This window comes from Nocardia albiluteola (genome assembly GCF_018860155.1).
GTDB classification, from domain to species: Bacteria; Actinomycetota; Actinomycetes; order Mycobacteriales; family Mycobacteriaceae; genus Nocardia; species Nocardia albiluteola.
Window position 1 is genome coordinate 1 of record NZ_JAHKNI010000003.1, and the last position, 12,618, is coordinate 12,618.

A 12,618-nucleotide genomic window follows, 5' to 3' on the forward strand; every position below is an offset into this window, starting at 1 on the left:
CACAGGAGCACTGGCATGAAATCCATGGAGAGCCGGATGCGGGGAAACTCGCACGTCCGGTTCGGCGGGCGGCCACAGGAAACGGAGTCGAGGCAACTCGACCACCGCGCCTGTGGTCGACCCAACCGCCCTCCGGACGACGCCCCGGATCCGATCGGCTACGCGCTCGGCCTGGCGGCGGCCCTGGACGCGGCCGCGATCGTGGTATTCGATCTGGCCGCGGTGGACGACCGGCCCGCGCGGGTCTGCGAGGCCTTCGACCTGGAGACCGTCTGCCCGGCGACGACCTGGGCACGGGTCTTCACGTCGCCCGATCCGAACCGCGTTGTCCCCGAAGGGAACCGGTCGTGACGGCGGGCGCGGGCGAGCGCCGGACCGAGGCCGGGGGATGGGTGGCCGCGTGGCGATTGGTGCACTGGAGTGCGCGAATCATGGAGGTGGCCCGGGCGGACGGCAGTGCGCAGCCGCCGCTGCTACACACCGAATTCGTCACCGCCGCCCCGGATCTGGCCGAGGCCCGGGAACGATTCCCCGGCCTGTCGCCGCTGTGGGACGCGATTCGCCGCGAGTACTGGTCGGAACTGGTTGCACCGCAGTGCTACTCGAGCGGTATGGGTGACTGATAGCGGAACTGTGCAGGTCGAAGCCGTCGGCGGCCGAGCTCAGGACGCAGCGAACCGTGCGGCGAATAAGTGTCCGGTCCGGATGCGCAGGGGCACCTCGACACTCCTGGCCGGATATCGCTGCCTCGTGAGGTTCCAGCGCACCAGAGGTTCCAGGAGGGGTTGTGGCACAAGAGGCGGCCGACAGCATGCGCTGGCGGGCGAGCCTGGCCGCGGCACCGATCAGCGAGTCGTCGGTCCTGCTGGCCGAAGTACCTGCAAGACAACATGATTGGAGAAACTATGTCCTCGAGTAACGATGATGACTCGGTCGCGGCCCGGTTGGAACCCATGCCGGACGTCGCTGCGGCAGCGAGCGCCGCGACCGTCAGATCCGGCGCGGGACGAATGGCGCTCGTCGACGCCGAATTTCTGCGCACCGCCCTCACCGCGCTGTGTCCCTCCCCGGTGGAGGTCGCGCGCGAGAACGGCTCCTGGTCGGCGACCGTGCGCGGGCTCCCCATCGCCGCCGCGGGCACGGATATCGACACCGTCGTCGACGAGCTGATCGCCGCACTGCGCGCGCAGACGGCGAACGCCCCCGATCGGCTCCGCGATGCCCGGAATCACTACGGCGAGTGGGTACTGCGGCAATTGATCCAGCTCAGCGACGATGCTCAGCTACGAGAGTGGGCGATGGGCGGCGCATGCGTGCATCTCCAATGAGCCGGTAGGGTCGCGCGCACACGGAGAAGGAAGCCGATCGGCTCGCGATTCCTCCGCATCATGACGGCGAGTGGGTACTGCGGCAATTGATCCAGCTCGGTGGCTATGTCAACCTGAAGTGGCCGCGGCGGCGAGGGTGTGGATGGTCGCGGCGGCATTTCCGGACATCCAACGCCGCAGCGGATCTCACCGATCCAGCAGCGAACTCGCGGTATTAGGGCACCCCGGTCCGCAACCGGAACAGCATTCCCTCCGCGACAAGGCGATTGTTGGCGAGGTTACGCCGTCAGAACCTGATACCGATCACCGACCGCCATCGCCACGGCGAACATGATGCCCGGCACAGCGACCTATCGGGCACAAGCAGCGAAGACCGATTGGGAGACTTGCACTAGCGCAGTATCTGGGCGACGAGCCGGTCGGTGTACTCCTTCGGGACGGGTTCACCGGTGACCAGGGCGCGGTAGTAGATCGGGCCGACGAGCTGGTCCGTCAGGAAGTCGATATCGGTTTCCGGCGGCAGCTCGCCGCGGTCGCGGGCGCGCTGCAGCGGTAGGCGCTCGCGATCGCGCTGGCTGCCGAGATGGTCCGTGCGCAGCCTGGTCGCGACCTCCGGGTCGTGCTGCGCCTGTCCGGCGAGGGCGCGGAAGACGGCCCCGGCGTCCGACGTCGTCAGGAATTCGGCGAGGTTCCGCAGGTGGGTCCGCAGGTCTTCGCCGAGGTCGCCGCTGTCGGGCGGCGTGAGGTGCTGGGCGGCGTCGTCGGTGAAGGTGTCCATCAGGATCTCGGTCTTGGACGGCCACCAGCGGTAAATGGTCTGCTTGGCGACGCCGGCCCTGGCTGCGATCCCCTCGATCGTGAGCCCGGCGAATCCGCGCTCGACCAGTAGGTCGTCGGTCGCGTGGAGCACCGCGCGGCGGGCTTGCTCACTGCGCCGGTGCCGGTTTCCGTGGTGCGCGGTGTCGCTTGCCATTCGGGTCCTCCTCTGTGCGTACGGGAGTGCAGCGTGCTCAGGCCTGTACGCAACGCAACGTTGCGTCTACTCTAGCGGAATGACCGACGCCGACGGCATCGCCATGCACGAGTGACCCCCGTCCCCTGAAGAGAAAGCGCAACCATGTGCAACGCCTGCGGGGTCGCCACCCACGTCCTCGAATCCGCTCCCGACGCAACGGGCCCCGCCCCGGTCCGTAAGTTCGCGGCCCTACGTAACCGCGACTGTCGGCCGTATCTGTTCGGCGCCGCGCTGGCGATGATGGCCGACAACATCGAGCACGTCATCACCTACTGGGTGCTCTGGCAGAAGTTCCACTCACCGGCGCTGGCCGGGTTCGAGGTCATCAGCCACTGGGTACCGTTCCTGTTGTTCTCCGTCTACTTCGGATCGCTCGCGGACCGCCATGACTGCCGTCGCCTCATCCAAGCGGCGCAGGTGCTGTTCATGGCCGTCTCCGCGGCTTGGGGCGTGCTGTTCCTCACCGGCTCGCTGCGGGTTTGGGAGGCGTGCGTTCTGCTCGTCCTGCACGGCTGCGCCGGGTCGCTGTGGGCTCCGGGGGAGCAGCTGATGCTGCACGACTTCGTCGGGCACCGGGAGCTGCCCAGCGCGGTCCGGCTCAATGCCACCTTCCGCAGCCTCGGCATCCTGTTCGGCCCAGTGGTCGGCTCGGCGCTGCTGCTCGGGCTCGGCCCGACCGCGGGCATCTTCGCCAATATCGTGTTCTACCTGCCGCTTACGCTCTTCCTGTTCCGGACCAGGTTCACCGGCCATACCCGCGACGGCGGCGCGGCGCGACCGCGGGTCGGCGTACTCGATTCGCTGCGCGTGTTCCGCGAGGTTCGGTCGAACCGGACGCTGGTCAGCATGATCGTGCTCGCCGGGCTCGGCTCGTTCTTCGTCGGCGCGTCGATGCAGACGTCCATGCCGATCTTCGCGCACGACCTCGGTGCGGGCGATGCCGGACTGACCTACGGCGTGCTGCTGTTCGCCAACGGGATCGGCGGGGTCGTCGGCGGGATGCTGCTCGAAGCGACCGGCCGCATCAGACCGACGGTCAAGGCCGCCGTCGTCAGCACGGCGGTCTACGGACTGACGAGTCTGTGCTTCGCCGCCACCGCCAGCTATCCGCTCGCGGTCGTGATGCTGGTGGTCGGCGGGGTGGCGAACCTGGCATCGATGTCGATCGGGCAGACCGTCGTGCAGTTGCTGGCCCCGGCCGCCGACCGGGGCCGGGTGATCGGGCTCTACGGCGTGTCCTCCAGTGGACTGCGCGCGGGCAGCGGCTTCACCGTCGGGCTGGTCGGGGCGGCCGTCGGCGTCCACTGGTCGCTCGGGCTCAGCGCCGCCGCCCTGTGCCTGGGCGCCGCGGCGACCGCGCTCTACCTCCGGCGGAACCGCCGAGCGACCCGAACGACCGAACAGAATGGCGTGCTGCCCTAGGCGGTGTCTGCCACGCCGTCCGGGCTGACCATCCGCGGCATAGAGTGCGCGACCCTCGGCAAGGGCGCGTTCCGGGCTCGGCGCTGGGAAGCGCTGTCGGGCAAGCGATCAGGAGCTGCCGGCTGAACGCGCACCATGCGGCATGTGCGGATATTCCTTCGTGCTCGCAATCGTGTGCCTTTACGGTTTGCGGGTGACTGGGATACGCAGTCGTACAGGAAGGCTGTTGTCCGATGAGTAGATTCGCTGAGGTTATTGTCTTGGCACGCGGGGCCGAGGAGGTCATGGAGCACCTAGAACACACTGATGATTCCCGGCCATGGCATCAGACCTTCGTCGCAATCGACGACGCCAAGTTCTCGGGCGCAGGTTTTCAGTATCGTTCGGCCGAGTGCTACGCCTGGGTGATCCAGTTCTACCGAAACACCTGGGGCGAGCTGCTGTCGTATCTCGAAGCGCTACCGTGGCCGCGTCCGGAGTCAGTGCAGGTGCTCGTCCATGATGAAGAGGACGACTGCTTCGGGCTGTGGATGATCTACGACGGAAAGTTGGCCGAGGTTCCCCTACCGCACACGCGACGGGAGGGGTTCTACGACTCCGTGACAGGAGTCTTGATCAGAGAAGACCGGCCCGAGGGGATTTGAGCTCGCCGAGAGACGCTCATCGGCAGTAGCGGACGTTCTGCGGCGCACCAAGTTCCGGCCGGCGTCGCCTCGCGCTGGCCGGTTCGGTCAGCGCGGTATCCGGCATTTCCGGACGTTGAACTTCCATCGAGTCCCGCAATAGCCCGGCGCGTGGAACCGGCTTGTCCGCCGGAGTGGCTGGTACGGCAGGGATCTGCCGCTGGTCGGCCTCACCTTCGCGCGTCAGATCAGCGCCCGGGAGCTATTGGATCGGATGGGCGTCGACCAAAACACCGTGGCGGAGCGCGGGCCGGATGACTTCCACTACGAGCTGGGCGGCCATCTCTACACATTCGACGGATATGTGGTCAGCGCAGGGCATTACCGAAGCTGGGCATGGGCGTGGGAGCACGGCAGTTGGAAATCCATTTATGATCGAGGACTGGTGCTGCGCGCCTCGATCGGAACCGCGGCACTGGAGCTGCACACCAACATGAAACCGGGAGCGGTGTTCCAATACGCCGAGGACGGCCGCCTCATCACCCGACCAACCGTCCCGTCCTCAGCGGCCGGCTCCTGCCCCCAGCCTCGCGGTAGCTCCCGAGTCACCCAACGCGCGCGCCGACGCTTCGTGTGATGCAGACGAACCATCACATAATCGGCTACTTAAGCTGGATCGCCGCTGTCCGGGCTGATGAGCTGCCCGGCCTGACCTCCTTCGCCATTGGGCTCGAGTCCGACCTGGACGCGGTCACCGCCGGGCTTCCACTGCTCCGCAAACGCGTGCTCCTCACAGCCGCACAACGATGACACCGCAGACCCGCTGCGCTGCAGCACAACACCTTTCGTCACGGAAAGTGGGTCAGATCCCAAATCAAACCGTCACAACCAGCCCGGCGCGCCGCAACCGGGGCCACATCAGACCGTCACACCGGGGCCAAATCAGGCTGTCACAGCCAGCTCAGCGACGATGCACAGCTACGAGAGTGGGCAATAGCCGGCGCATGCGTGCACCTCCGCCACATCCCCGCAGGGCTCGAGACGTCGATTGCGCTCGGGGGACGGATCAGGGCGAACCCCTATCGACTTCGGTATACGTATAAATATACTAGAACCATGTTCGATCCCATCACCCTCACCGTCGGCGCCGCACTCGTCGGCGTCGGATGGCTCGGCGGCCGGCTGGGCCGCCGAGCCCCGAAGACCGCCTCCCTGCCCGCGCCGTGCGGCTGCGGACACGACTTGGCGCTGCACGATCGCGACAGCGGCGCCTGCCACGCCGAGATCTTTCGGAAGAATGGTCACGGTATGAAGGAATGGGTCGGTTGCAACTGTCGCCGCTACACCGGGCCCACGCCGCTCGAGGAATTCTTCACGCCGAGCCCGCTGCCTCCGGCGCAGTGAAGCCGCTCGCCCGGGGCGCCGGGAGCGCACCATCCCGGTTCCGCCCTACGGACCGGGAGTTCCGTCTGGATCCTGTGGGCGGGAGCTATCCGGTGGAACGGCTCTTGCGCGTCCCGCCGCGCCTTGTGATCCGTCACAACATCCGCGGCGGGGGATATTCCCCGGCCACAAGGCAATCCGATGGCACCGGATATGGGAAGCATTGCGGGATACCGTAATCGGTGCGCGCTACCACGGCGAGCGCGGAAGGAGCCACCATGTCCGTCACGCCCCCGGCCCCCGATCTGATCGTCTCCGGCCGTCCGGCTTCCCAGCCGCTGCAGGATGTCTGGGCCCTCTCGCGCCGGATGGTCGACCACTTCATCGCCAACGTCGCGCCCTGCGGCACGCTGCCGGACGACGTGCTGCACGGCGATGTCGCCACCATCACCCGGCTCTGCGTGGAGATCACCACCAGCATGCTCGACGGCGGCGACATCGCCGCGAAAACCGAACGGGTGCAGGCGGCCGCGGCGGAATGGGCCCGCGAGGGCATTCCGATCGACACCATCCACCTGGCGGTCCACGAGGGCTTCAAGATCGGCTTCGATCTGGTGTTCGCGCAGGCCACCGCCGAGGACTATCCGACCGTGCTGGTCACCACGCGCCGGATGCTGGAGATTCTGGGCATCCTGACCTCGACGGTGTCGGTCGCGTATGTGAAGGAGTACCGGGCGGTGGTGAGCGAGCATCACACCGCGGTGCACACTCTCACCTCCGCACTGCTGGGCGGGCATTCCACCGCGACGATGGCCCGGGAATGCGGTCTGGAGATCGCACCGTCCTATCACGTGCTGGCGCTATCGATTTCGCCACATCAACAGGAGCGCGACCCGCGGCTGGACGGGAAGGTGGTGGCGCGCCGCAAGCTTCGGCGGGTGCAGGCCGAATTGGCCACGTGCTGTGGGGAATCGGCGCTGTCGCTGCTGAGCGTGGACGGCGGCACGGTGCTGATCCCCGTGTCCACCATCGACGACGACGCGCTCGACGGTCTGCTGGCCAGGCTCAGCCGCGCCGCCCAGGCGCCGATCCGGGCCGCGATGGTGCACGGACGGGCCGAGGAGATCTCCGACGCCGCTGACCGCGCGCACGAACTGCTCGACATCGTGCATCGGCTGGACTGCCTGGACGGGCTGTACCGGTTCGACGATCTGGCCCTGGAATATCAGCTCACCCGGCCGGGCCCGGGCCGCGAACATCTCGGCTCGCTGCTGGACCCCCTCGACGACCACCCCGACCTGATGACCACGCTGCAGCATCACATCGCCAACAACCTCAACCGCCAGCGCACCGCGCGCGGGCTGCACGTGCACACCAACACCATCGATTACCGGCTCAAGCGGGTCGGGCAGCTGACCGGCATCGATCCGAATCGGCCCTCGGGCCTGTGGTACCTGCGATCGGCCCTGGTGGCGCGCACGTACCGATCATGATCGGTACCGTGGTGATATGCGTACCGAGGGAGATTCCTGGAGCATCACCACGGGCGTCGGATCCACCGCGCTGTACGTCGCGATGGCCCGCGCGATCGCCGGGCGCGAGCCCGATCCGCTGGCCGTCGATCCGTTCGCCGAGGTGTTCGTGCGGGCCGCGGGGCCGGAGTGGGCCGCGATGCTCGACGGCGCGTACTCGGGCAATCCGGTCACCGACTCCGAATTCGCTCGGGTCTTCCGGCAATTCCAGATCGCCCGCACCCGCTACTTCGACGACTATTTCGCCGCGGCGATGGCCGCGGGCATCAGGCAGGTGGTGATCCTGGCCGCGGGCCTGGACGCGCGCGCCTATCGCCTGGACTGGCCGGACGGCACGGTCGTCTATGAGCTGGACCGACCGCAGGTGCTGGAATTCAAGCGCGAAACCCTGTCCGCCAAGGGCGACAAGCCCCGGGCCGATCGTCGCGAGGTCGCGGCCGACCTGCGCGAAGACTGGCCGAAGGCATTGCGCGAGCAGGGATTCGACCCCGCATCGCCGACCGCCTGGCTGGTCGAGGGCCTGCTGATCTACCTGCAGCCCGCCGCCCAGGACGAGCTGTTCACCGCCCTCGATGCGCTCAGCGCCGCCGGCAGCCGCGTGGCGGTCGAGCAGATGGATCCCCTGACACCGCAGGACCTCGCGGCGATCGAGGATTCGCCCGAGAGCAACGACACCGGCGGCGAGGAGTGGACCAAGCTGATCTACAACGACCCGCGCCAGGAGGTCGCGGCCTGGCTGGCCGAGCGTGGCTGGCGTGCCGAACGGACCTATGTGGGCGATTATCTTCGCGCACACGGCCGTTCGACGGCCGGCCTCGGCCCGCAGGCGAGGCTGTTGCCCGCGCGGGTCAGCCTCGTCACGGGGATACGCGAGTAGTTACTTGCCGCCGGGGTGGCCGACGGTGGCCAGCGCCGTGGTCCAGTTGGTGGCGATGGCGCTCTGGGCGTCGGTGAGATTGACCTTGCCCGCACACACCAGCGAGTGCAGCTGATTCTCTACGGTGTCCTTCGGGTTGTTCGGGCCCGCACCGGGTGTGTGGCCGGGCGAGGGCGGTTCGACCCACAGGTTTCGCGGATCGTTGGGGTCGCCGCCGAGTTCGAGCGAGATCAGATGGTCGTACTCGGCATCGTGCATGGCGCCGGTGAAGCCGTAGGACTTGGCGTTGGCGTCCTTCTCGCGGCCGGTGATGTTGGCGGGCGGGCGGATCGAGGAGGTGTAGCCGCTCGCGCAGATGGTCTGGGCCTGATCGGCGGAGGTGACCTTCGGATTGGTCGCACCCGGAGTGCAGTTCGGGTCGGGAAGCGGCTGGCCGTCGGAGGTCTTGCCGTAATGGCATGTGCCGGGGGCCGGTTGGGCCTGCACGGTGTAGGTGCCCGAGGGGCCCGGACCCACCGGAACGGACGCGGCGGTCTTGGCTCCGGGGCCGGGCTGGTGGGCCGCGACGGGGGATTTCGTCGCATGGGCGGACGAGCACCCGGCGATGAGCATCGGAACGCAGAGTATGGACGCGGACAGCGAGATCAGGGTCTTGCGCGTATACATGAACTTCCCTCTAGCCGACGAGCTTTGCGTGCTCATTGTGGGGCATATGTCGCGAAACGCCCGCGTTAGACACGCGACCAGTTTGCTATCGAGGCGAAATTGGGTCCTCAGCATCGGTTTCGGGGGTTGCCTGGGCGGATTCGTAGATGTCTAGGGCGATCTTGACGGCCGCGTCACGGCATTGCTCGTCGGTCAGCTCGACATCGCCCATCATGCCGACGCTCCAGGAGATCGCCGCGAGTGCCTGGCGCGCATGGAAAATCGCCAGCGGATCACGGTCCGGCGCGGTGATGGCGTCGGCGATCTGGCGGAACTGGTAGCGCAGCGCGGCGCCGACGCCCAGCCGGCGGAACGCTGCCTGGTTCTCGTACATGAAGCGCGTCATATCGCGGCCGGTCTCGTGCATCACCGTGCCGTAGCGCCGCAGGATCTCCCGGCCCGCCTCGCGCGGTGGCAGATTCGCCGACGCGGCCCACGCGAGGATCTCGTCGACCCCGGCCCGCAGATCGTCGGCGAGGCTGACGACGATGTCCTCCTTTGCGGGGAAGTGGTAGTAGACCGCGGCTTTCGTGATGCCCAGGCGCTCGGCTATCTGCCGGATCGAGGTCTGGTCATACCCCTGCGCGGAGAACAACTCCATTGCCACCGAACGGATTCGGCCGCGGGTGTCGGTCCTTCGCCCTGCCACCCGCACCTACCTCAATGCCCGAGTTGTCCGATAATCGATTGCATGAGCGTACCGGCGCTGGTGGCGACCGTGCCGCCGATCAGCGCGCCCGCCACCATCTTCGGCGAGTCGAGGCTGCTCCCGCTCCACTTCTCCCAGGCGAACCGGCCGCCGGCATAGATGATCGCGGTGGTCCCGGACAGCAGCATGAACCACGTGAAGTAATGCACCAGCTGCATGATCTTGTTCGCCAACGGCGGGGTCTCCGGCGTCGGGTTCGAAATCTGGGCGAGGATGACCTCGTGCACGGCCAACATCATCATGGTGAGCTCGTTCCGCGGGGCGAATGGTGCGTCACATACATGGTAGGACGCAACCGCGTTCGCGGTGCCCGGTCGGAACGGTTGCTACCGAATGTCTTTCGTGTAGATCGGGCTTGACCGACGGGTACGGTGCTGCGGGGCTGTCGAGTTCGGCGTTACTCGTAGTCGAGACCGGCCGACAGATACGCCGCGGCCGCAATCCACTGCCGGCAGCCGACATGGCGGTCGTGCGCACCCAGAATGGTGCGGGCGCGAGCGTAGGTGAGATCCCACGGTTCACTGCCGCAATCGCCGGATGATGCGGGGCCGCCGTGTGGTTCGCGGAGGCCTGGGGGCCGAATCGTATGGGTCATGGACGCCTCTAGCTGTTCGCTGGGAATTTGCGGTGGTGATGGTGGCGCGGGGCCTAAACCGTCCGGCGTTGTCCGGCCGTGTCGTTGTTGAAGATTTTATGACGATGTCGCATGCAAATGCAAGAACATCTGCACAGACGAATGTACTTGTCCGGGGGGCGTTGGCGCTCTATGGGTCGTTTTTTCGGCCTAAAACCGACTGTCCGGTTGTTATTCGTTGCGGGATTCGCAACCTCTTCCGTCTTGACATATCAAGATCGATATTGTTGCCGCCCTTACGGTTTCGATGCGCCGAACTCTCGATCTCCGGCAACCGACGTGCTATCGTCGGAGTGTCGGTTCATATGCAAGAACATCTGAGTGAACATCTGCAAGAACCGGCGGTGCCGCACCGGGCGGCGGTTCGTCACACGTCAATTCGAGGAGGCAGAAATGACCGCAGGTGTTGGTCGTACGTCCGACCTGTCCTGGCGCAAGAGCACCTTCAGTAATCCGAGCGGAAACTGCGTAGAGGTGGCCCACATGGCGAATGGTCTGGTCGCCGTCCGCAATTCCCGGGATCCCGAGGGTGCGGTACTGGTCTATACGCGCCCAGAGATCGATGCATTCCTGCGCGGAGCAAAGAGTGGGGAATTCGACGATCTCGCAGGGTGAACGGTAACATTGGCCTCGGCGCGGTGTCGGTTCGCGACGAGCGGGTACGTATTCGGCAACTGCCGTGTACGAGGTTGTGACCTTCACTGCCGGTGATTGTCGAGCATCGGAGTAGATTTCATGATCGCAGAACCCGTTCGGATCGGCCGCGTGGAATCGCTTGTCGCCGAACGCGGTCCGACGGCCCTTCGGATCGCGGTCGGCGGTCAGCTCCGCAAATTGCGGGAGCAGGCGCAGATCACGCGCGAGGCGGCCGGCGAGTACATCCGGGGTTCGCACGCCAAGATCAGCCGGCTCGAGCTCGGGCGCACGGGTTTCAAGGAACGTGACATCCGAGATCTGTTGACGCTGTACGGCATTGACGATGCGGATGAGCGCGAGACGCTGCTGGATCTGGTCCGCAAGGCCAATCAGCCCGGCTGGTGGCATCGCTACAGCGATCTGCTGCCGCCCTGGTTCGAGACCTATCTGGGCCTCGAGCACGCCGCCAAGGCGATCAGAACCTTTGAAGGGCAACTGGTTCCCGGTCTGTTGCAGACCGAGGAGTATGCCCGCGCCGTCGTTGCGCTGGGCCATGAGAACGTCGAGACCAGCCGCCGTGTCGAGCTGCGCCGCAAGCGGCAGGACATCCTGGAGCGGCGTGGCGGTCCCACGCTGTGGGCGGTCATCGACGAGTCGGTGCTGCACCGGCCGATCGGCGGTCCCGATGTGCTGCGGGCCCAGCTCGAGCATCTCGTCGAGGCGTCGTCCTGGCCGAGCGTGACCATTCAGGTGCTGCCGTACGCCGCGGGCGGTAATGCGGCAGCGGGCAGTTCGTTCACGATGCTCCGATTCGCCGAGCCGGAATTGCCCGATATTGTCTATTTGGAGCAACTCACCAGTGCGCTGTATCTGGATCGGCAGCAGGACCTGGAGATGTACCGGCAGGTGATGGACCGGCTGAGCGTGCAGGCCGAGCCACCGGACCGCTCGCGCCGGATGCTGGTCGAAGAGGCCGCCAAGCTGCGCTGATTCCGCTACGGCGGGGGAGTGCGGTATCCCTTCGTCGTCGCGTGGCACGACTCGTTGATCACGAAGGGGCCATCGGCTTTCGCCGACGGCCCCTTCGCCATCCACGGCTCTCTAGTGAAATATTATTGCTTTATACAAGTTGAGGCGATGCGCCAGAATGCTTCCGGCTGGAGCGAGGTGAGATTCCAATCGTTCACCATCGCGTGGGCCGTACTGACGATTCGCTCGACATCGAAATCATCGCGTGTGGCCGCGCCAGTGGACTCGACCGCCTCGATGACGAAACACGTTGCGGTCTCCCGCGAATAAATCTGATGCCCGGTTCGGTTTCTATCGATAATTCCGAGCCGGCTGAGGTCCAATGGCTGGTTCATTCGAACGCCCCTGACGCCACGCCGTGAGCTGACCGAAGGCCTGAATTGGTCTCGGGTTCACCCTACGGCTGTCTGGTAGTCCCCTGTATTGCCTTGCATGCAGAGTCTATGACCGTGTAGCGAGCAGATGCAAGCACATCTGCAACATCGAATATGCAGTCGCAGACTGCATTTCGGCTGCTGAACGGTTGCTGTTGTCTGATTGCGGTGTGTCTCGGGGCTACCGTTACCGCGTTTATGGTGTTGCTATCTGGACGCCGGTTCAATCGTCGCACGGTAGCGGGGGTGCGTTCGACTTCATGAGAAATTGTCCGGAGTGTCGCTGGTGTGTCGCGGTGTGTCGCGGAGTCTGTGTCGTGTCGCGGTCTTCGGCGTGTCGCGGTGTGATCG

At 66.0% G+C, this 12,618-nt stretch carries 18 protein-coding genes; 12 read left to right on the forward strand and 6 right to left on the reverse strand.

The genetic code is table 11. From position 1 onward, the window contains the following. The first annotated feature begins 15 nt into the window (after positions 1–15). The 4 genes from KO481_RS44705 to KO481_RS09755 all read left to right on the forward strand — a co-directional run bounded on the left by KO481_RS44705 (position 16) and on the right by KO481_RS09755 (position 1,328). Entirely contained in the window at positions 16–351 is a 336-nt protein-coding gene (locus KO481_RS44705; RefSeq protein WP_215916740.1) for a hypothetical protein, read from the forward strand. Then, positions 348–623 carry a hypothetical protein gene (locus tag KO481_RS09750; RefSeq protein WP_215916741.1) on the forward strand — a complete coding sequence of 92 codons (276 nt, stop codon included), beginning with the start codon at positions 348–350 and terminating at the stop codon, positions 621–623. Before KO481_RS44705 ends, KO481_RS09750 begins: the two co-directional genes overlap by 4 nt. A gap of 164 nt (positions 624–787) precedes the next feature. Then, complete coding sequence (locus KO481_RS43865; RefSeq protein ID WP_281066051.1) at positions 788–919, forward strand: hypothetical protein; 132 nt, start codon at positions 788–790, stop codon at positions 917–919. Further along, positions 906–1,328, forward strand: a complete 423-nt coding sequence (locus KO481_RS09755; protein WP_215916742.1) for a prevent-host-death protein — start codon at positions 906–908, stop codon at positions 1,326–1,328. The genes KO481_RS43865 and KO481_RS09755 overlap by 14 nt, the downstream gene beginning before the upstream one ends. Positions 1,329–1,719: 391 nt before the next feature. On the opposite strand, the gene KO481_RS09760 is transcribed toward KO481_RS09755, so the two are convergent. Further along, positions 1,720–2,301, reverse strand: coding sequence for a TetR/AcrR family transcriptional regulator (locus KO481_RS09760; protein WP_215916743.1), 582 nt, complete (start codon positions 2,299–2,301; stop codon positions 1,720–1,722). 144 nt (positions 2,302–2,445) lie between these two features. Here KO481_RS09760 and KO481_RS09765 point away from each other — a divergent pair, with 144 nt between their 5' ends. The 6 genes from KO481_RS09765 (at position 2,446) to KO481_RS09790 (ending at position 8,180) form a co-directional block, all read left to right on the forward strand. Beyond that, entirely contained in the window at positions 2,446–3,765 is a 1,320-nt protein-coding gene (locus tag KO481_RS09765) for an MFS transporter (protein ID WP_215916744.1), read from the forward strand. A 284-nt stretch (positions 3,766–4,049) separates the two neighbouring features. Beyond that, positions 4,050–4,409 (forward strand): hypothetical protein, encoded by a 360-nt coding sequence (locus KO481_RS09770; RefSeq protein WP_215916745.1) that lies wholly within the window; start codon positions 4,050–4,052, stop codon positions 4,407–4,409. A 253-nt stretch (positions 4,410–4,662) separates the two neighbouring features. Continuing rightward, positions 4,663–5,025, forward strand: coding sequence for a hypothetical protein (locus tag KO481_RS09775; protein ID WP_215916746.1), 363 nt, complete (start codon positions 4,663–4,665; stop codon positions 5,023–5,025). 479 nt (positions 5,026–5,504) lie between these two features. Then, positions 5,505–5,792, forward strand: coding sequence for a hypothetical protein (locus KO481_RS09780; protein WP_215916747.1), 288 nt, complete (start codon positions 5,505–5,507; stop codon positions 5,790–5,792). 257 nt (positions 5,793–6,049) lie between these two features. Beyond that, a complete protein-coding gene (locus KO481_RS09785) occupies positions 6,050–7,264 on the forward strand; it encodes a PucR family transcriptional regulator (protein WP_215916748.1) in 1,215 nt (404 codons plus the stop codon). A 16-nt stretch (positions 7,265–7,280) separates the two neighbouring features. After that, positions 7,281–8,180, forward strand: coding sequence for a class I SAM-dependent methyltransferase (locus tag KO481_RS09790; protein ID WP_215916749.1), 900 nt, complete (start codon positions 7,281–7,283; stop codon positions 8,178–8,180). On the opposite strand, the gene KO481_RS09795 is transcribed toward KO481_RS09790, so the two are convergent. The 4 genes from KO481_RS09795 to KO481_RS09810 form a co-directional block, all read right to left on the reverse strand. After that, positions 8,181–8,846, reverse strand: a complete 666-nt coding sequence (locus KO481_RS09795; protein WP_215916750.1) for a hypothetical protein — start codon at positions 8,844–8,846, stop codon at positions 8,181–8,183. A gap of 85 nt (positions 8,847–8,931) precedes the next feature. Next, positions 8,932–9,492, reverse strand: coding sequence for a TetR/AcrR family transcriptional regulator (locus KO481_RS09800; RefSeq protein ID WP_308166470.1), 561 nt, complete (start codon positions 9,490–9,492; stop codon positions 8,932–8,934). Between the two features lie 53 nt (positions 9,493–9,545). Then, positions 9,546–9,836: a hypothetical protein gene (locus KO481_RS09805; protein WP_215916751.1), complete on the reverse strand. Its 291-nt coding sequence runs from the start codon at positions 9,834–9,836 to the stop codon at positions 9,546–9,548. Positions 9,837–9,991: 155 nt separating this feature from the next. Further along, on the reverse strand, positions 9,992–10,189 hold the full coding sequence (locus KO481_RS09810) for a hypothetical protein (protein ID WP_215916752.1): 198 nt from the start codon (positions 10,187–10,189) through the stop codon (positions 9,992–9,994). A gap of 432 nt (positions 10,190–10,621) precedes the next feature. Here KO481_RS09810 and KO481_RS09815 point away from each other — a divergent pair, with 432 nt between their 5' ends. Then, entirely contained in the window at positions 10,622–10,843 is a 222-nt protein-coding gene (locus tag KO481_RS09815) for a DUF397 domain-containing protein (protein WP_215916753.1), read from the forward strand. Between the two features lie 120 nt (positions 10,844–10,963). Continuing rightward, positions 10,964–11,854 (forward strand): Sco1979 family transcriptional regulator, encoded by an 891-nt coding sequence (locus KO481_RS09820; protein ID WP_215916754.1) that lies wholly within the window; start codon positions 10,964–10,966, stop codon positions 11,852–11,854. A 122-nt stretch (positions 11,855–11,976) separates the two neighbouring features. Here the strand turns inward: KO481_RS09820 and KO481_RS09825 are convergent, their stop codons facing one another. Beyond that, positions 11,977–12,228, reverse strand: coding sequence for a hypothetical protein (locus KO481_RS09825; RefSeq protein WP_215916755.1), 252 nt, complete (start codon positions 12,226–12,228; stop codon positions 11,977–11,979). Positions 12,229–12,618: the final 390 nt, after the last annotated feature.